Origin of the sequence: Paraburkholderia largidicola, assembly GCF_013426895.1 — a bacterium.
GTDB classification, from domain to species: domain Bacteria; phylum Pseudomonadota; class Gammaproteobacteria; order Burkholderiales; family Burkholderiaceae; genus Paraburkholderia; species Paraburkholderia largidicola.
On record NZ_AP023177.1, the window covers coordinates 59,307 to 79,196 of the forward strand.

A 19,890-nucleotide genomic window follows, 5' to 3' on the forward strand; every position below is an offset into this window, starting at 1 on the left:
ACGTTGCGCCGACAGAAGCGCGATGGAGGAGCAAACATGACCATGTCGCACACCCTGCGCGCCGACGGCGCCACGCGGCAAGCATCAGCGCAGCCCGTCCCCGGCATTGCGAGCGAGGATTACGCGGCCAGCGAGCGCACGCTTGCCAAGGCATTCCGGCGCATTCTGCCGTTCATCTTCATCTGCTACGTGATCAGCTATCTCGACCGGACCAACGTCGGATTTGCTGCGCTGACGATGAACAAGGATCTCGGTCTGACGGCCGAGCAGTTCGGCTTCGGTGCGGGGCTGTTCTTCGTCGGCTATTTTCTGTTCGAGATTCCGAGCAACCTGATCATGCAGAAGGTCGGGGCGCGCGTGTGGATCGCACGCATCATGATCACGTGGGGTCTCTTTTCGATGGCGACAGCGTTCGTCGTCGGCCCGAAAAGTTTTGGCGCCGCGCGATTCCTGCTTGGACTCGCGGAAGCGGGCTTCACGCCCGGCATCTACCTGTATTTCACGCACTGGTTTCCAGGCAAGTGGCGCGCCAAGGTCACGGCTGCGTTTCTCGTTGGCATTCCCGTCGCGAACATGATCGGTTCGCCGGTGTCAGGCGCGCTGCTCGAACTAGGCGGTGTGCACGGGCTGCGCAGTTGGCAGTGGTTGCTGCTGATCGAGGGCGTACCGGCTGTGATCCTGGGCATCGCCTGTCTGTTCGTGCTGGCGGATCGTCCCGAAAAGGCAAAGTGGCTGAGCGACGCCGAGAAGTCGTCGCTTGCGAAGCGTCTCGCGCTCGAACAGCGCGACATCGGCGCGCGTCACGGCAGCAACCTGCGCGACGCGATGACCAACTGGCGCGTGTTCGTGCTCGCGTTCATCAACTTCTGCGGCATCGTCGGCTCGCTCGGCGTGGGTCTGTGGATGCCGCAAATCATCAAGCAGTTCGGCGTCGGGCATTCGGTCGTCGGCTGGCTTACGGCGATTCCCTACGCGATCGGCGCAATCGTGATGCTCTGGTGGGCGCGCGTCGCGAATCGCTCGCAGAACCGCATTCCGTATGTAGCCGGCGCGCTGGTCGTGGCGGCCGTTGCGCTGTGCGCGAGCACCTTCATCGACACGCCCGTGCTCAAGCTGATCGCGTTGTGCTTCACGGTAAGCGGGATTCTCGCTTTCCAGGCGACTTACTGGGCCATCCCGTCCGGCTTCCTCACGGGGCGAGCCGCAGCCGGCGGCCTCGCGCTGATCGTCTCGGTGGGCAATCTCGGCGGCTTCGTCGGACCGTCGATGATCGGTGCGCTCAAGCAGGCCTCAGGCGGCTTTACCGTGCCGCTGCTCGCGGTATCGGGCGTGCTGCTGCTCGGCGCGCTGACCATCGCGTGGCTAGGCGATCCGGGCGCAGATGCAGGCGAGGCATCTTCGGCTCACAAGGCGTGATCCACGTTCTCAAAAACCAATCCATAAACACAATTTGGAGACTCCATGCTGTTTAAGAAGGCCAGCCAGAAACACAACACGAATTCACGTCTGTTGCTCGGCGCACTCGCCGGCGTGAGCCTGACCTGCGGCACCGCACACGCGCAAAGCGGCGTCACGCTGTACGGCATTGCGGACGTTGGCATCGAGCACATCAACAATACGAGTGCTGGCGGCGCACAAACGCGCGAAGTATCAGGAAACCTGTCGGGTTCGCGCTGGGGACTGAAAGGCGTCGAAGATCTCGGCGGTGGGATGAAGGCCATTTTCCAGCTGGAAAACGGATTCAACATCAATGACGGCACGAGCGCGCAATCGACCAAAGGTCTGGGCGCGAATGCGGCCACGACTTCCCGGCTGTTCGGCCGGCAGGCATGGGTCGGGCTTGCCTATAAAGGCCAGCAGTTGACCTTCGGCCGGCAGAACGCGCTGCTCTACGAGCAGGCGGTTGCCTTCGATCCGATGGGGGCTTCGTCGCGATATTCGGTGCTGTCGCTCGACTACGCGATGGCTGCGCGGATCGACAACTCGGCAAAGTACACGGGCATATTCGGCCCGCTGACGGCACAGGCGATGTACAGCACGCGCTACGACACGGGTTACGGCTCCGAAGTGCCGGGTGCGGAAATCACGGGGCGCTTTTTCAGCGGCGCGCTGACCTTCGCGCAAGGCCCGTTCGCGGCAAGCGTGTCGTACGAGCAGCGCAACAGCAACTCGGTAGCAACCAACACGGACACGGAGCGCCGCGCGACGGCAGCCGCTTCGTATCAGATTGGACCGGTGAAGGGCTTCGCGGGTTATCGCTATCTGCGTGCGTCGAATGCTTTCCTGCCTGCGAACCCGATCGTCGTGGCAAACGGCTCGGAAGCCAGCGCCGCGAACCTCTACTGGGCGGGCGCGCAGTACGTTGCCACGCCGGCATTCGTGCTGACGGCAACGGCCTACTACCAGGACGTGCATTCGACCAGCGCCGATCCGTGGCTCGCCGTGCTTTGCGCCGACTACCTGCTGTCAAAGCGCACCGATGTCTACGCGACGGCGGGCTTTGCGCGCAACAAGGGCGGCTCGGCGCTAGGCGTGAACGGTTATGGAACGGTCGCGGCCGGATACAACCAGACGGGCGTTGTCATCGGCATGCGGCAGAAATTTTAAGAGGCGAATGTCATGCAGATCGTCCAATCGCCTCATTTGCCCGTCCGGCCCGAGTGGCTCGCGCTTCGCGACGAGCCGGTGCTCGAACCGTCGCTTGCCATCGTCGATGCGCATCATCATCTGTGGGATCGCCAGACCGGGCGGTATCTCGCGGAGGAGTTCGGCAGGGATGTGGCCAGCGGGCATCGGGTCGTGTCGACGGTCTACGTGCAATGCCGCTCGATGTTGCGCCAGAACGGTCCGGATGCGATGAAGCCCGTTGGCGAAGTGGAGTTCGCCAACGGCATCGCCGCGATGTTCGCGAGCGGTGCGTACGGGCAGGCGCGCTGCTGCGAGGCGATTGTCGGCGGCGCGGATCTGACGTTGGGCGCGGAACTCGATGCCGTGCTCGAAGCGATGCTGCAGGTATCCGGCGGGCGCTTGCGGGGCATCCGCAATCCGCTCGCGTGGCATGCGAGTCCTGCGGTGAGTTCGAGCCCCGTGACGCCGCCGCGCGACCAGATGACGAATCCCGCGTTCCGGCAGGGTGTCAGGATGCTCGGCCGTTTCGGTTTATCGCTCGATGCGTGGGCCTATCACACGCAACTCGACGATCTGTACGAACTCGCGCGGACTGCAGAGGAAGTCACCATCGTCATCGATCATTTCGGCGGGCCGCTTGGCGTGGGTCCGCATGCCGGTCAGCGCGCGATTGTGGGCGCCGAATGGAAGCAGAAACTCGCACGGCTTGCGAGCCTGCCCAACACGCGTATCAAGCTAGGCGGCGCGGGCATGAACGTGTTCGGCTTCGACTTCGCCACACGCGCGCTGCCGCCATCGTCCGAGGAACTGGCCGTCGCGTGGCGCCCGTATTTCGACACCTGCATCGAACTGTTCGGCGTGAATCGCTGCATGTTCGAAAGCAATTTCCCCGTCGACAAAGGGATGTTCAGTTACGGCGTGCTGTGGAACGCCTTCAAACGACTCGCGTCCGCGATGTCCGTCGATGAAAAGACCGCGCTCTTCAGCCGGACTGCGGCGACGACCTATCGCCTCGCGATTGCAGGAGACAACACATGAAGACGAGCGCAACGGTTGCGACGGCCGAACTGAAGGACGGCGCGCAAGCCAGAGGCTTGAAAAACATCACGCGCACTGAGTGGCGCTCGCTGTCACTTGCAGGACTCGGCTGGACTTTCGAGAGCTACGATTCGTTCCTGCTTTCGCTTCTTCTGCCGACATTGGCCCTGCAGTTCGGCCTGAGCAAGGCACAGCTCGGTCTTTTCACGAGCATCACGGCGGCAGGACAGATCATCGGCGGCATTCTGTTCGGATACGTGTCGGACCGGTTGGGGCGCGTGCGTACCGCGTTGCTGTGCGTCGGCATCTATTCGCTGTTCTCCGGGCTGATTGCCTTCGCGCCCAACGAACACTGGTTCGCTACGTTGCGTTTTTTTGGCGCGTTGGGCATGGGCGGCACGTGGACGGTGGGCGCCGCGCTCATTGCCGAGACATGGCATGCAAGCCGGCGCGGCAAGGGCGGGGCACTGATGCAGATGGGTTTGCCCATCGGCGCCATTCTCGCCATCACGATCTCGGGCATCGTTAGCGGCGTGAATGATGGACTCGGTGGAAACAGCTGGCGTCTGCTGTTTCTGATCGGTGCTTCACCTTTCTTCATCCTGTTCTGGGTCGCGAGAAAAACGCCTGAATCGCCGATCTGGCTGGAGCGCAGGCAAGCGAAGTCAGCGGTTCAACGCGTGGCCGCGGCAAGTCATGACAAGCTCAATGTGCGCGGACTGCTGACGGCGTTCTGCTTCATCTTTTTCCTGCAGTACCTTTACTGGGGCGTCTTTACGTGGACGCCAACGTTCCTCGTCACGGTGAAGCATCTCGACTTCGTGCACAGCCTGAAGTTTGTGCTCGCGTTGCAATTCGGTGCGATCAGTGGGTTTCTGCTGTTTTCGGCGTTCGTCGACCGGCTCGGTCGTCGGCCAATGTTTCTTGCCTATCTGCTCGTCGGGGCGGCCGCGGTCGGCGCGTACATCCTGTCATCGGATGCGCTGCTGCTGATGGTCGCAATTTTTCTGACTGGCTTCAGCGTGAACGGCATTTTCGCTGGCGCCGGACCGTTCCTCGCGGAGATCATCGGCGATACGGCATCGCGCGGATTTCTGATGGGCCTCGCGTATAACGGTGGCCGTCTTGGCGGCTTTATCGCGCCGTTGATCATCGGTGCGCTCGCGTCGACGTCGGGCGGTTTCGTGCTGGGACTCGCGACGACGATCGTCGCCTTCATCGCCGCTGCTGTGGTGGTGTTTTTCGCGCCCGAGACGCGCGGCAAGGCGCTGTCGTGACGACAAGTGCACAAACGGGCTTCGTCAGCCGGCTGTTTCCGGCGCTTGCGGAAGCATCGCTGCGCCGGTATCTGAGCGGACAGGTCGCGTCCGTGCTCGGAAGCTGGACGCAGAACGTCACGCTCAACCTGCTCGTGTATCACCTGTCGGGGTCGGCGGCGATTCTCGCGCTGCTTAATTTCCTGCTGTACGGACCACAGCTGATCGTCGCACCTCTCGCCGGGTCGCGGATCAGCTCGGTCAATGCGAAACGCGCGACGCTGTGTGTGCTGACGGCTTCGCTGGTTCTTACAGCCAGTCTTTTCACGTTGTCGCTGCTCGGTGTGCTTGGTGTAAAACTGATCCTCGCGCATGCGCTTGCGATCGGTGTCGCGAGCGCAATCGAAACACCCGCGCGCCAGGTCCTGCTGCTCACGAGCCTGGAAGATCCGGCGCATACGTCGAATGCTGTCGCGATGAACACGATGGTCTACAACGTCGGTCGCATGGTGGGCCCGACGATTGCAGGGTTCGTCTATCCGACGCTCGGGCCCAGAACATCGTTTGTGATTTACGCGTTGGCGCTCGGCTTCATGGCTACGTGCGTGCGTTCGATCAGAGCCTCTGCTGCGCGGCCTGCGCGGGCGAACAGCAGCCTGCGCGACGCGGTCGGTTACGTGATGTCCGATGTGTTCTCCGCACGCTATCTGCCGATCCTCGCGTGCATCGGCCTGTTTGCCGGCAGCTACCAGACGCTCGTGCCGCTGCTCGCGGATCAGGGGTTTCACGACGCGGCGCGCTTTACGGGTGTGTTCTTCGCGTGCGCTGGCGCGGGTTCGTTGAGCGCGGCGATTCTGCTTTCCTCGGCGATTGGTCCGATGGCCTCGCGGAGATTCATCGCGTGGGCGCCGTGGACGGCCGTCGTCGCGCTCGCGTCGCTCGCCGCGACGTCGGAGGCGGCAGCCACGATACCGGCCTTTTACGCGCTCGGCTTCAGCCTCACTTTTGCGGCCACGTCGACGAACGCGACCATCCAGCGACAGTGTCCTGAACACGTGCGCGGCGGGCTCGTCGGCATGTACGGGATGGCTTACAACGGCACGATGCCGTTCGGCTATCTCCTCGTCGGAACTGCGTCCGAAGCGCTAGGCGTACGGCACACGTTCGCAGCCATGGCGGTGGTGCTCGCCAGCGGCGTCATCGCCGTCATTGCGTGGCAACGGTTCACAAATCAGCGCGCAGGCGCACAATAAACGGAGACGACAATGCAAACTGGATTCATGGACAAGTCCGCGATCGAGCGCCGGACCATACGAAAGGTCGTCTGGCGACTCATTCCCTTTCTGATGGTGTGCTACCTGCTTGCCTTTATCGACCGGGGCAATGTGGGAATGGCGTCCCTGCAGATGAATCAGGACCTTGGCATGTCGGCGAAGGTCTTCGGCTTCGGCAGCAGCCTGTTCTTCATTTCCTATTTCTTTTGTGAAGTGCCGAGCAATCTCGCTTTGCAAAAGTACGGCGCGCGGATCTGGATCGCCCGGATCATGATCACATGGGGCATCGTGTCGGCGGCGACGGCGCTCGTGCATAACGCGACGACGTTCTACCTCCTGCGCTTCCTGCTTGGCGCCGCCGAGGCGGGCTTCTTCCCGGGCGTGCTGCTCTATCTGTCGTACTGGATTCCGGCGTCGTATCGTGCTCGCATCGTTGCGACCTTCATGGTCGCGATTCCGGCCGCGAGCTTCATCGGCTCACCGATCTCGGCGCTGCTCTTGCAGATGGACGGCTTCTGGGGTTTGCGCGGATGGCACTGGCTGTTCATTCTCGAGGGCATTCCGACGGTGCTGCTCGGCGTTGCCTGTCTGTTCCTGCTGACCAACAAGCCGGAGAACGCTAAATGGCTCGACGACGACGAACGGACATGGCTCGTCAATGCGCTTGCCAGCGGGCACAAGGCGCCCAAAAAGGTGCCGTCGCTGCCGCTCGCACAACTGTTCCGCAATCGCTATGTGCTGTGCCTCGCACTCGTCGATACGTGTGCGTCGGCGGCGGGCAGCACGCTGTCCGTGTGGCAGCCGCAACTGCTCAAGTCCTTCGGCCTGTCCGTCATGCAGACGGGCTTGCTGAACTCGGTTCCGTACGCGGTAGCTTCCGTACTGATGGTCTACTGGGGCCGCCGCTCGGACCGGCTGGGCGAGCGCCGCTGGCACACCGTCGTGCCGATGCTGCTGATCGGCGTGGGCCTGTTCGCGACGTCGCTGAGCGGCTCACTGCTGCCGACGGTCTGCATGCTGTGCGCGGTGCTCGTCGGCGCCTATTCGTTCAAAGGCCCGTTCTGGGCGCTGGCCACTGACATGTTGTCGAATAGCGCCGTGGCAGCAGGTCTCGCGACGGTTAATGCGATCGCGAACCTGCTTGGCGGCGGTCTGATGGTGAACGTCTACGGATGGGTGAAGGACGCGACGGGTAGCTACGCGCTGGCATTGATGCCGCTCGCCATTCTTACACTCGTGAGCGTCGCGACGCTGTTGCTCCTGACGCGCAACGGTTCGGCAAGCCGTCTTGCCGGTAAGACGGGGACCATCTGAGCATGAAGTCCAGAACGAGGCGCGAGTTTCTCCAGGTTGCTGGTGCGGCGCTGGTGTCGGCAGCGCTGCCGAGGCTGGCTGGTGCGGAAGAAACATGGTCGAGCGGTACGGAGCGGCCAGTGTTCAGGTTGCCGGAAGGCGCCATCGACTGTCACATGCATATCTACGACGACCGCTTCCCGGTTGCGCCGGGCACGACGCTGCGTCCAACTAATGCGACGGTCGCGCAATACCGGCTTCTGCAGTCGCGGCTCGGCGTGAAGCGTAACGTGGTCGTCACGCCGTCGACGTACTGAACCGATAACCGCTGCACGCTCGACGCCCTCAGGCAATTCGGCGATCAGGCGCGCGGCGTCGCCGTCATCGATAGTTCAGTGAATGATGCCGAATTGCAGACGCTCCATCGGGGCGGCATCCGTGCGATTCGCTTCAATCTGAGTTATCCGGGTGCGACGACGCTCGACATGCTTGCGCCGCTTGCTGCGCGCATCGCCGATCTCGGCTGGCATATCGAACTGGTGGTGCAGGGCGCGCGGCTACCGGAACTCGAACGTCATCTGTCCGCGCTGCCTTGCCCGCTTGTCATTGACCATATCGCCCTTGTTCCGCAGCCGGGTGGGCTGTCTTCGGACGCGTTACGCACCGCGCGACGGCTCGTCGAACGAGGTAATACATGGATCACGTTGTCAGGGCCGTATGTCGACAGCGAGACGGGCGCGCCTGTCTATGAAGATGTCGCGCCAGTCGCAAAAGCGCTGATCGACATGGCGCCGGAGCGAATCCTATGGGGAACCGACTGGCCTCATCCGACGGAAAAGACTCAAAAGCCGGACGATGCGAACCTGTTGGACATCATCGCAAATTGGATTGGGCGTGCGGACTGGCAGCAAAGGATATTCGTCGACACCCATTAGCGGACCCGGTGTCAAGCGAGCAAACAATCCCCTCGACCAGGTGAGGGGCCGATGCCGATTCTACTGATCGAAGGCAGTAGCCAATCGCACCCGTTTCTTCGCTTCATGGCTGCGACGGATCGCGCCAGACACCCATCAGGATCAAGCGATCGGCGTGCAGCGGCTGCCTGTCGCCCTGGTGGCTCTGCCACCCCAGAAGAACTACAAGGGCTTCCCCATTGAGCACAAGCGCAATCGAAGTTCGATGTCGATACATGCTGCAATGCCGTTTCGGCGCGTGTGAGAAGGTGAAGGACTGCTGTACTACAACCGGTCATATTGGGCCGTTGGCCCGGACCCTGATGAAAGACGCGCGCAAGGACCTCATTCTTTGGGCGGGACAGAAATCCCCGTTCTTCTGACAGGTATGCCTTGCGCGGGTCCAACCCGCTTCACATCACCGCTGGCAGTGCAAAGTGATCGTCAATTCCCTCGTGGTTGCTCTGATGCCTCGAGATGCTTATCTATCGGACGTAGTGTCCGTTCATGCGGTCGCCGGTAGGGCCTTGAAGGCGTCCCCGTATTTCAGAGTCGCCCACGCCATGCGCGCGTTCTTCGCTGCGATGGCGACGGCTGCGCGCCAGTAGCCGCGACGCTCGACGAGACTTCTCACCCAGCGGCTGAAACGGTCCTGCTTGTCGCCCAGACTCGCCATCACCGAGCGAGCTCCGAGTATCAGCAGATTGCGGAGGTACGCATCTCCCGTCTTCGTGATGGCGCCGAGCCGTTCCTTACCTCCGCTGCTGTACTGGCTTGGCGTGAGGCCGATCCATGCGGCCACCTGGCGGCCGTTTCTGAAGTCATGTCCGGCGCCGAGACTCGCAAGCAAAGCGCTTGCAGTGGTCGGGCCAATGCCGCGCAGATGCATCAGCCGTCGGCTTCGCTCATCGTCTCGGGCGATTTCGCTAATTGCGCGATCGTATTCGGCGAGCCGGGCTTCGATGTTGCCGGCGTGTTCGAGCAGATCACTGATGCAGCGTCGGGCCCAGCCGGGCAATGCATCCAGATGGGTGGGTATCTCTCTTCGTAGGCGTTCCGGACTCTGCGGTAGCACCACGCCGAATTCGGAGAGCAAGCCACGTATGCGGTTATAGATCGCGGTCCGTTCCTCGACGAAACCCTGACGTGTTCGATGCAGGCAGAGTGTCGCCTGTTGGTGCTCGTCCTTCAGCGGCACGAAACGCATGCTGGGGCGCGTCACTGCCTCACAGATTGCCGCAGCATCGGCGGCGTCGTTCTTGCCACGCTTGCCTGACATCCGGTACGGCGCCACGAGTTTCGGTGCCATCAGCTTCACCGTGTGGCCGTACTGCTGGAACATGCGCGCCCAGTGATGTGCTCCCGAGCATGCCTCCATGCCGATGAGACAGGGCGGCAGCTGGGCGATCAGCGTGAGCAGTTGATCGCGTGAGACGCGCGGTTTGATCAATACTGCCTTGCCGCCTTCATCCACTCCGTGAACGGCAAAGACGTTCTTGGCAAGATCGATTCCGACGGTGACAACGGGCATGGACTTCCCCTTTAACTTGGTGTTCGTTGGACGTTCAAAACTTCATCACGGCACGTTGATGCTAATTTACGGCTTCACCGCAACCACGGGACGGGGAAGTCCCTTTCATTCTTTGGTGCCGCAACGCGTCCATCGGGTTCGCACAATACTCGTGGTTGCCAAACGTCCGGCACCAATCCAGGGCTGGCTCGTGTTGCAGGCGATCCGCTTTGCTGCACTTCGGGGACGGCGGCACGACATCCCATTCAATCTCGGTGGCTTGTGGCCCAGTCAACGATGAGGGCTTGCCGGTCGCCGTCGTAACGCTTATGCGAAGCAGCGAGTCACATCAAATGGTTTTCGCTCCTTCAGCATGTGGAAACACGCGCGGGCCAGCTTGTGAGCCAGGGCCTTGCGGGCGAGCACTGAATTCGTCCTCGCTTTCTTGCGTTCGTAGAACAGCCGGGCTTCGGTGCTAAAGTGCATCGCGAAGTTGGCCGCCTCGATGAATGCCCAGCACAGGTATGGATTTCCATTCCTGGTATTGCCTTCGCCCTTTTTCTTGCCGTTGCTCATGCGCTGGCTGTCCACGCACCGCGCGTAGGAAGCGAAGTTGCCAGCGTTGGCGAAACGCTCGATGGTTCCGGTTTCGAGCATGATCACGGTGGCAAGCGTCTGGCCGATGCCGGGCACCGTGGTCAGCAAGACATAGTCGGGATGTCGCGCGACTTCCTTCTGGAGACGCCTTTCAACGATAGCAATCTGTTCGCGAAGCGTCGTGATGACTGCGACGTTCGCGCGGACCGCGAGCGCCACATTGTCGGGCAGGCCCATCTGATCGACAGCGTGTTCGTCGAGTCGCTTGACCTGATTACTTGTGATTCGCGTGCCATACTGACGCGCTGTAATGTTCTCGACGGCGAGAATGTGACTGGTGCAGCTGCGTACCAGCTGCATGCGCTTGCGCGCCAGGTCTCGTACCTCACGGAGCCTCGCCGGCAGGATGGTGCCCACCGGAAGGATCCCCAGGCGTAGCAGGTGGGCCAGGTAGCGCGCGTCGGTCTCGTCGCCGCTATGTTTGAGCCCATCGTACTTTTTGATCGCGGTGGTGTTGGCGAGATGAACCACGTAGCCGGCCGTCTGCAGGCCGTCGACAAGCCAGTACCAGTTGAACGTGGATTCGACCACGACGCCGGCCATCCCGGCTCGCCATGGAGCAAGGAACGCCAGGATCTTCGCCAGGTCGTTCGGCAGGCGTTTTTCGGCGACCACGCGGTCCGTTTCGTCGATCACGCTCACCACGCTATTGTTCGAATGCAGGTCAATGCCGCTATAGTTCATGATGACCTCCTTCTGGTTAAAGCTGTTTCGGCAAACTCACTTTAACCCCGTCGCCCGGCAGGGCGACGGCAGGAGGTCCGCTAGATGATTTTCAATCCGGTAAAGCTTTACCAGTTCGCCTAGCACCTTTTTGCGGAGTTGGAGAGACGACGTAGTCCAGTGGCATTCTGGATGCTTGTCCGTCGTGACGTGCTTTTACCGCGAGCCGAGACTGCGCTTCGAATTGAAGCGTCCGTTTAGAACTTGAAAGCGGCCGTTGCTTTGACCTCGTTCAGTCGGCCGTTTCGGGTCCGGGGTGCTGTCGATCGCGTCGGGCACGAGTCGGCCAACGGACTAAACCGCTCGCGCGGTATGCACTCCGTTTGAACGCGGTGGTTCTTCATAGGAAACCCGCCCGGTTTCCTATGTTGAGCAATGAGGCACTCCGCCTCGTTGCTCAACAGGAGCCCAGCCATGACTACCCCCAGCCAAGGCATCAGTCCGCTACGCCAGCGCATGATGGACGACATGCGCATGCGCCGCCTCGCGCCAGCCACACAAGCCAACTATCTTCGTGTGGTTCGAGAGTTCACCGTCTTTCTCGGTCGCTCGCCTGACACCGCCACCGTCGAGGACTTGCGGCGCTATCAGCTACATCTGGTTGACCGCGGTGTGTCGCCGATTTCCCTCAACGCGGCGATCACCGGATTGAAGTTCTTCTTTGCCACCACGCTCGGTCAAGGGGAGTTGATGGCGAAGATGCGTCCGATTTATCTTCCGCGTACCTTGCCCGTCATACTCAGCCGCGACGAAGTGGGGCGGCTGATCGCGGCGGCCAGTAACCTCAAGCATCAGACAGCGCTCGCAGTAGCCTATGGCACAGGACTACGTGCCAGCGAGGTGGTGGCCCTGAAGGTCGGAGACATCGACAGCCAGCGCATGACGCTGCGCGTTGAACAGGGTAAAGGTCAGAAGGACCGCTACGCGATGCTGTCCCCGGTGCTGCTTGAGCGCCTGCGGGTCTGGTGGCGAGTGGCCCGGGCCCAGGGCAAGATGCTCGACGGCGGCTGGCTGTTTCCCGGGCTCAATCCGATTGAATCGCTCAGCACCCGTCAACTCAATCGGGTGGTCCATGCGGCCGCCGAGGCCGCTGGAATCGACAAGCGTGTGTCCATGCACACCTTGCGCCATAGCTTTGCCACCCACCTACTGGAACAGAAGGTCGATATCCGCGTGATTCAGGTCATGCTTGGGCACAAGAAGCTCGAGACCACAGCGCTTTATGCCCAGGTCGCCACCGATATTCTGCGTGAAGTGGTCAGCCCTCTCGATGGTCTGGATCCTGCGTAGATAGCCGTCGTGGCGCATTGCGCGCTCGAGGTAGCCGACGTCTTCCGCGCTCTTGGTCCAGCGTGGCGCCAATCCGCTCACCTGAACCTTGGGCAACTGAAGGTGATGTCAGCGATCGAACAGTGCCGCAGCGCGGCGCTGGGAGGGCACGTGCTGCGTTGCCAGGGATGCGCCAGGATCGAGATCGCCTACAACTCATGCCGCAACAGACATTGTCCGAGGTGTCAGGCTACCGCTGCGCGCCGGTGGCTCCAAGCGCGTGAGGCCGATCTTCTTCCCGTCGAGTACTACCACGTGGTCTTTACGCTGCCGGCTGCGATCAGCGCGATTGCGTACTACAACAAGGCCGTCATCTATGGGCTGCTGTTCGATATCGCGGCCGAAACATTGCGCAGCATCGCCGCCGATCCGAAGCATCTCGGGGCACAGATCGGTGCCACTCTCGTGCTGCATACCTGGGGCTCCGCGCTCACGCATCATCCCCATGTGCATGGCATCGTTCCCGGTGGTGGGCTGTCGCCGGACCGAAGCAGGTGGGTAGCGTGCAAGCCAGGCTTCTTCCTTCCGGTGCGCGTGCTCTCGCGCCTGTTCCGGCGACGCTTCCTCGAGGAGCTGGAAGCGATCTATCGCCGCGGCCAGTTGCGCTTCTTCGGCGAATACGCCGAGCTCAACGATATGGCAGCCTTTGCCGGGTGGCTTGCGCCAATGCGTACATGTGAGTGGGTGGTATACGCCAAACGCCCGTTTGCAGGGCCCAAAGCAGTGCTCGCCTATCTGTCACGCTATACCCACCGGGTGGCGATCTCCAACCAACGCCTGGTCGCGCTCGACGAACATGGCGTCACCTTCCGCTGGAAGGACTACCGCGTAGACGGACGCACACGCAACAAGACCATGACGCTCCAGGCAGATGAGTTCGTGCGCCGGTTCCTGCTGCACGTGCTGCCTGGCGGCTTCCACCGCATCCGCCACTACGGTCTGCTCGCGAACCCATCGCGGCGCGAGAATCTCGCGACGATACGCGAGTTGCTGGGCGCCGCGCCTAACAGTGTCGGCCTCAGTGCCAACGTCGTATCCACCGTGGAAGTACCGCCAAGCTTCGTTTGCCGGCACTGCGGTTCGCCAATGATCATCATCGACATACTCCAACGCAGCAGACCTATCCGGGCACCGCCTGTCGAGTGCGCCCACGCATGAACGCCATCGTGTCAGGATGCACAATTCGACTGTCGGCTCTTCGGCAACGAGAGCCAATAGCAGACGCCTGTGCCTATCGTTCCAAACAGGCAGTCTGGCGCTGGCCGAGTCGGCGCGATGACAACCCACCGCTGTGCCGTCGCCGCGATCATGCGTGTCTAACCGCAGATTTACCCGCGTTTATATCCACCATGCCTTCAATGGGATCGAACAAATCGCCATAGCGGTGAAACGTTCAGACCATGCCGGAGCACTCCGCGGTTTCCTCCCTTGGGGCTTGTAGGACGCCTGCCCGCTGGCGTCTGGGGGAGTTGACGTGTCGATGGATCAGGGCAGGCGTCCTACAACCCTAAACATTTCTTGCCGGTCGTCGGTACAGCATAGCCGCCATTCGAGCGGCTGATTCACTCTCGATATCTGACGTTCAAAGTCTCTGGCATCAAGCGGCAAGCACCTTTTTGCTTCACCCGCGCTCGCCAGCACGGACGAGCATCGATCTACCGCTTCGAAGCGCTACCGGCGGCGAGCGCGGCGGGATCGACAAGACGGTCGTATTCATCGCCGTCGAGAAATCCGAGCGCGACCGCTGCCTCGCGTGGCGTGACGCGGTCGCGAAACGCTCTTGCCGTAATCTGTGCAACGCGGTCGTAGCCGAGTATCGGATTGAGGGCAGTGACTGCGAGGAGCGATCGGTCAACGTTGCTCGCGAGTTGCTCTCGATTCACTTCAATGCCACGTACCAGGCGCCTCGCAAAAATGCTGACTGAATCAGCGAGCACACGCAACGACTGCAGCAGGTTATAGACAAGTACCGGTTTGGCGACGTTCAGTTCGAAGTTTCCGGAAGCGTTCGCCAGGGTGACCGTCTGGTGGTTACCGATAACCTGAAAACACGCCTGGACAAGCACTTCTGCGATCGTCGGATTGCGCTTTCCCGGCATGATCGAAGAAGTCAGTCCATCATCGGGAATCAACAATTCGCCGAGACCACAGCGAGGACCGGAAGCGAGCAATCTAATGTCGTTTGCGATCTTCAGTAGCGATGTCGCGATCGTGTTCAACGCGCCCGATAGTTCCACTAGAGCATCATGCGCCGCCATGCCTTCGAACTTATGGGCACTCGGGACAAACGACAAACCGGTAACGTCTGCGAGCGCCGCACAAAAGAATGTGTCGAAGCCTTCGGGCGCGTTCAGCCCCGTGCCGGCAGCCGTGCCGCCCTGAGGCAGAATCAAGAGCCGGGGCAAGGCATCGTCGATACGAGCCAGTGCATTGGACAGTTGGCGCTCGAATGTTTCGAACGTTTGCCCCATGGTCATCGGCACAGCGTCCATCAAATGCGTGCGAGCGACCTTTACGACGTCCGCGAAGGCATGGCTCCGCTCAGCAAGCGCCGATCGAAGTTCTTCCAGCGCGGGCCGCAAACGTCCCCTCAACTCGATCGCGGCTGCCACGTGCATCACCGTCGGAAAGCTGTCGTTCGATGACTGTGAGCGGTTGACGTGATCATTGGGGTGCACCGGATTCTTGGTCCCGAGCGGTTGGCCGAATAACTCGTTTGCCCGGTTTGCGATGACCTCGTTGGCGTTCATGTTGGTTTGCGTGCCGGACCCCGTCTGCCAGATCGTCAAGGGAAAATGGTCGTCCCATCTTCCCTCGTGCAGCTCGATCGCCGCCTTCTCAATCGCCGAGGCAATCTCTTGCGCGAGCACGCCACACTGAACATTGGCCTGCGCTGCCGCGCGTTTTTGCAGACCGAACGCGCGTGTCAGCACAGTCGGAAAGCGTTCTTCACCGATCTCAAATAAACCGAGGGCACGCTGCGTCTGTGCGCCCCAGTATCGATCCGACGGAATCTCGACGGGACCGAATGCGTCATGTTCGATTCGCGATGGCATGATCATAGCAAGTGGCACATTCTCGAAAATTTGGGTTGAGCGTGGCGCGACATCTCTGCGCATTGTGGAGATGTCACATTCGGATCAAGGCGCGTTCCGGGCGCTTTTGAGCGGGATACCGTGAGGATGTGGATTGGTGTCGCTCATGTCTTCGGGAAGCAGATTGCCGTCCGCGAGGCTTTCATCGGCCTGCGCGGCTTCAGGATAGCGCTCGGGATACAGATGTCGCTCCGCAATGGTTGCATCGAAGGTCCGCGACCATTTGGCGATCACGACCGTGGCGAGGCTATTGCCGATGGTGTTGCAGGTGGCGATGGCCATCGACATGAAGCGGTACACGCCAAAGATCAGCGCAAGCCCTTCGATGGGAAGAATGCCCGTCGACGTGACCGTAGCCGCAAATACGACGAACGATCCGCCCGACACTGTGGCCGCGCCTTTCGACGTCAACAGCATCAGCAGCAGAATGCCGATCTGATGATCCAGCGTGATAGGCACGCCATACGCACGCGCGATGAACATCACGCCCATCGACATGAAGATCGATGTACCGTCGAGATTGAACGCATAGCCGGTCGGCAACACGAGACCGACGGTCTGCTTCGCGCAACCGAGACGTTCGAGCTTGATCAGAAGACGCGGCAGGGCGCTCTCGGACGAAGCCGTGCCGAGCACGATGAAGATCTCGTCCTTGATATAGCGCAGAAAGCGCCACAGGCTGAAGCCCGCGAGCTTCGCGATCATGCCCATCACCACGACGATGAATAGCACGACCACCGCATAGAAGCTCAGCACGAGCTGCGCGAGCGCGATCAGCACAGCCGTGCCGTTGCTTCCCACCGAGAATGCGATCGCACCAAGCGTGCCGAGCGGCGCGAACTTCATCACGAGATTGATGAACGAGAAGAGCACTTCGGAAACGAGATCCAACCCTTCGTTGATGCGCACGCGGCGGCGCTCGGGAATCGCGAGAATGCCGATGCCGACCATCACCGCGAGCACGACCACTTGCAGCAACTCGCCCTTCGCAAACGCGCCGACGAAGTTGTCCGGCACGATATGCATGACGAACTCGGTGAAGCCTTGTGGCGTGGCCTTGGACGCCATCGCGGGTACAGCGCCGACCGTTACGCCGGTCATGCCTTTACCGATTTGCAGCAGGTTGCCCGCAAGAAGGCCGAAGGCGAGCGCGAGTGTCGAGACGACTTCGAAATAGACGATCGAGCGCCAGCCGACGCGCCCCGCGCTCTTCACGTCGCCCGCCGAAGCGATGCCATGCACGATCGTCAGGAACACGAGCGGCGCGACGCCTGCCTTGATTAGCGCGAGAAAGATATCGCCCAGCACCTTGAGTTGCGCGGCGAACTTCGGGAACAACAAGCCGACCACAATGCCGATCGCGAGCGCCAGAAGCACCTGCATGCCGAGCTTGCGATACCACGGCAGTTTTTTCTTCGCTGCGACTAAGGCGCCGTCGTGTGATGCGTGTTCGTTTTGCATCGCGTGCTCCTCCATGTTCTGTACGTTCAGATTTCGCTCGACAGCGCGATGGCGCGGTCCACCATCTGCGGCGCGAGGCCGAGATAGTTGGCGGGATCGGTCATGCGGTCGATCGCGGCACGATCGAAGTGCTTCGTGACTTCCGGCAGTGCGGCGAGCGCTTGCGCGAGCGTGCCGCCTTGCTCGTTCACCGTGCGGCAGGCGTCGTACACGATGTCGTGCGCCTGCTGACGTCCGGTGTAGGGCGCCATGCCCATCATCACGGCTTCCGCGACGATCAAACCCTTGCTGATGCCGAGGTTGTGCTTCATGCGCGCTTCATCGACGACGAGACCGCCGAGCGCGAACTTCGCCTGATGCAACGCGCCCGCCGTGAGGATGAAGCTCTCGGGAATCGCGATCCATTCCGCATGCCACGGACCGGTGGCGCGCTCGAAGTCCTGAATCATGGCGTCGACCATCAGGCCGGCGTGCTGTCGCACGGCTTTCGCTGCGGCGAGCATGAGTTCGCTTGAGATCGGATTGCGCTTCTGCGGCATCGTGCTGCTCGCGCCGCGTCCCTTGACGAAGGGCTCGTATACTTCCGCGAATTCGGTCGACGCCATGATCATGATGTCGAGCGCGATCTTGCCGAGCGAGCCCGTAACGAGCGCGAGCAGATTCACGGCTTCGGCGAAGCCGTCGCGCGCGACGTGCCACGTCGTCGCGGGCACGCCGAGCTTCAGTTCCTCGGCGAGCGCTTTTTGCACCTCGAAGCCCTTGTCGCCAAGCGATGCGAGCGTGCCCGCCGCGCCCGCGAATTCGACGACGGCCACGCGTTCGCGTATCTGCGCGAGGCGTTCCTGATGACGATCGAACATCGCGAGCCAGATCGCGACCTTGTAGCCGAACGTCACCGGCAATGCTTGCTGCAAGTGTGTGCGGCCGGCCATCGGCGTGTCGCGATGCTTCTTCGCCAGCTTCGCGAGAATCGTGCGCAGTTCGCGGATATCGCCATCGATCGATTCGAGCGCGTCGCGTACTTGCAGCGCGACCGCCGTGTCCATGATGTCCTGTGTCGTCGCGCCCCAATGCACGTAACGGCCCGCGTCCCCGCACATCTCGACCAGTTGATGCACCAGCGGCAGGATCGGATAACCGACGATATCGGTCTCTTCGCGCATGTGATCGAAATCGATGCGCTCGATCGTCGACTCACGCGCGATCACGTCGGCCGCATCGGATGGGATCACGCCCACGCGCGCTTCTGCCTTCGCCAACGCAATCTCGACGTCGATATAGCGTTGAATAAGCGCGTGATCGGAAAACAGCGCGCGCATCCTGGCGGTTCCGAAGGCGTCGCGAAACAGGATGGAATCGACCACGGTGCTGGCCATCGGAACGGTGACATGTGTCATTGCGACCTCGAAAATATCGATCTGTAGGGGCGGACCAGGCAAAGAATGATTTCAATAAGTCCGGACATATGTAGATTATTATGTTCGAACATGTTGAGGCAAGCTATGATTTACCCGTAGCCACAGAACAAGACACTTACAGAGGAAGGACCATGAATCGACCCCACTTCGCGGAGATCGCCCGCGAACTCACTGAAGCGATTGCTTCCGGGCGTTATCCCGTCGGCACTGTCCTTCCGACCGAGCTGGAACTGCGGGATCACTACCGCACCAGTCGCCATACGGTGCGCGCGGCGCTGCACGAACTTCAGCAATTGGGTCTGGTTTCACGTCGCAAGAACGCGGGAACGCGTGTCGAGTCGGCGCGGCCGCGGAATGAATTCCGGCCGACGCTTGCCTCCGTGGACGATCTGGCCCAGTTCGGGGCCGAGCACTTGCGGCTCATGCAATCGACAGACGTGATCGCTGCGGACCGCGATCTCGCCGGGACGCTGCAATGCGCGGAAGGGACGCGGTTTCTGCGCATTTCGAGCCTGCGCATCGATGGCGGGAACGCTCGCACGCCGGTGGGATGGACAGACGTGTACATCGCGCCCGATTATGCGAACGTGGCGGATACCGCACGCGAGCAGCCCGACCGCCTGATCAGCGACTTGATCGAGGAGCGCTACGGGCACAGCATCGCGGAGATCCAGCAGGGGATTCAGGCGGTGCTGATTTCGGAGGAGATGGCAAAGCGGCTACGCGTGGAGCAGGGGACGGCGGCGCTCGAGATCGTTCGGCGCTATCTCGACGTGGAGGGAAAGAGTTTCGAGGTATCGGTCAGCGTTCACCCCGCGGCGCGATTTTCAGTCGCGATGCGGCTCAAACGCTCGAATGGCTGACGCATTTAATAGTCGGTCACATCCCGGGATTCGTACGATCGACAATTGTCGAGGCAACTGCTGTCGCCCCGGTGTCCCATACAGCGTCGTTCGACGGCGTTTCCACATCCGATACCGGCCGTTCAATATCTAAGGTGTGACCGGCGGATACGGGTCGCACCGGGACTTTGGAGGGGCTAAACACCGGGCATTCCACAGGCGCGAGTCGCCGCAGATGATGCGCGAATCTCATCTTAACGCCGACATTCCTAGGCTAAAGTCCTCGTACATTAAGCGTGCTCGCTCTGTCGTTCTCTACCGCGACGAACATCCCTTGCTATCGCAGAGCCGAATTTCGAGCCCTTAAATTGCCCCGGATCGACCCAGCAACTGGCCGTCATACCGGCGCAAAC

14 protein-coding genes and 1 pseudogene are annotated in these 19,890 nt (G+C 61.3%); 10 read left to right on the plus strand and 5 right to left on the minus strand.

Annotation, left to right across the window (positions count from 1 at the left end; translation table 11 throughout):
* Positions 1–36 precede the first annotated feature (36 nt).
* From PPGU16_RS39535 to PPGU16_RS39565, 7 genes and pseudogenes are all read left to right on the plus strand, one after another.
* Positions 37–1,416 (plus strand): MFS transporter, encoded by a 1,380-nt coding sequence (locus PPGU16_RS39535; RefSeq protein WP_180727548.1) that lies wholly within the window; start codon positions 37–39, stop codon positions 1,414–1,416.
* Between the two features lie 45 nt (positions 1,417–1,461).
* On the plus strand, positions 1,462–2,607 hold the full coding sequence (locus tag PPGU16_RS39540; RefSeq protein WP_180727549.1) for a porin: 1,146 nt from the start codon (positions 1,462–1,464) through the stop codon (positions 2,605–2,607).
* A gap of 12 nt (positions 2,608–2,619) precedes the next feature.
* Complete coding sequence (locus PPGU16_RS39545) at positions 2,620–3,666, plus strand: amidohydrolase family protein (RefSeq protein ID WP_180727550.1); 1,047 nt, start codon at positions 2,620–2,622, stop codon at positions 3,664–3,666.
* Positions 3,663–4,943: an MFS transporter gene (locus PPGU16_RS39550; protein ID WP_180727551.1), complete on the plus strand. Its 1,281-nt coding sequence runs from the start codon at positions 3,663–3,665 to the stop codon at positions 4,941–4,943. Before PPGU16_RS39545 ends, PPGU16_RS39550 begins: the two co-directional genes overlap by 4 nt.
* The gene (locus PPGU16_RS39555) at positions 4,940–6,175 is read left to right on the plus strand and encodes an MFS transporter (RefSeq protein WP_180727552.1); all 1,236 of its coding nucleotides are present in this window, start codon (positions 4,940–4,942) and stop codon (positions 6,173–6,175) included. The genes PPGU16_RS39550 and PPGU16_RS39555 overlap by 4 nt, the downstream gene beginning before the upstream one ends.
* Positions 6,176–6,187: 12 nt before the next feature.
* A complete protein-coding gene (locus PPGU16_RS39560; protein WP_180727553.1) occupies positions 6,188–7,510 on the plus strand; it encodes an MFS transporter in 1,323 nt (440 codons plus the stop codon).
* A gap of 2 nt (positions 7,511–7,512) precedes the next feature.
* Positions 7,513–8,424 (plus strand): annotated as a pseudogene (locus PPGU16_RS39565) (amidohydrolase family protein).
* Positions 8,425–8,947: 523 nt separating this feature from the next.
* Here PPGU16_RS39565 and PPGU16_RS39570 read toward each other — a convergent pair.
* The gene (locus PPGU16_RS39570) at positions 8,948–9,973 is read right to left on the minus strand and encodes an IS110 family RNA-guided transposase (RefSeq protein ID WP_180727554.1); all 1,026 of its coding nucleotides are present in this window, start codon (positions 9,971–9,973) and stop codon (positions 8,948–8,950) included.
* Between the two features lie 306 nt (positions 9,974–10,279).
* Entirely contained in the window at positions 10,280–11,293 is a 1,014-nt protein-coding gene (locus tag PPGU16_RS39575; protein WP_180727555.1) for an IS110 family RNA-guided transposase, read from the minus strand.
* 453 nt (positions 11,294–11,746) lie between these two features.
* Between PPGU16_RS39575 and PPGU16_RS39580 the strand changes: the two genes are divergently transcribed.
* The gene (locus tag PPGU16_RS39580) at positions 11,747–12,622 is read left to right on the plus strand and encodes a tyrosine-type recombinase/integrase (protein WP_180727466.1); all 876 of its coding nucleotides are present in this window, start codon (positions 11,747–11,749) and stop codon (positions 12,620–12,622) included.
* A 9-nt stretch (positions 12,623–12,631) separates the two neighbouring features.
* A complete protein-coding gene (locus PPGU16_RS39585) occupies positions 12,632–13,819 on the plus strand; it encodes an IS91 family transposase (RefSeq protein WP_147235073.1) in 1,188 nt (395 codons plus the stop codon).
* Between the two features lie 497 nt (positions 13,820–14,316).
* Here PPGU16_RS39585 and PPGU16_RS39590 read toward each other — a convergent pair whose 3' ends face one another.
* From PPGU16_RS39590 to PPGU16_RS39600, 3 genes are all read right to left on the minus strand, one after another.
* Positions 14,317–15,723: a class II fumarate hydratase gene (locus tag PPGU16_RS39590; RefSeq protein ID WP_180727556.1), complete on the minus strand. Its 1,407-nt coding sequence runs from the start codon at positions 15,721–15,723 to the stop codon at positions 14,317–14,319.
* A 78-nt stretch (positions 15,724–15,801) separates the two neighbouring features.
* Positions 15,802–17,217: a cation:dicarboxylate symporter family transporter gene (locus PPGU16_RS39595; RefSeq protein WP_180727557.1), complete on the minus strand. Its 1,416-nt coding sequence runs from the start codon at positions 17,215–17,217 to the stop codon at positions 15,802–15,804.
* A gap of 26 nt (positions 17,218–17,243) precedes the next feature.
* A complete protein-coding gene (locus PPGU16_RS39600) occupies positions 17,244–18,614 on the minus strand; it encodes a class-II fumarase/aspartase family protein (protein ID WP_180727558.1) in 1,371 nt (456 codons plus the stop codon).
* Positions 18,615–18,766: 152 nt separating this feature from the next.
* Between PPGU16_RS39600 and PPGU16_RS39605 the strand changes: the two genes are divergently transcribed.
* On the plus strand, positions 18,767–19,498 hold the full coding sequence (locus tag PPGU16_RS39605) for a GntR family transcriptional regulator (RefSeq protein ID WP_180727715.1): 732 nt from the start codon (positions 18,767–18,769) through the stop codon (positions 19,496–19,498).
* The last annotated feature ends 392 nt before the right edge of the window (positions 19,499–19,890 follow it).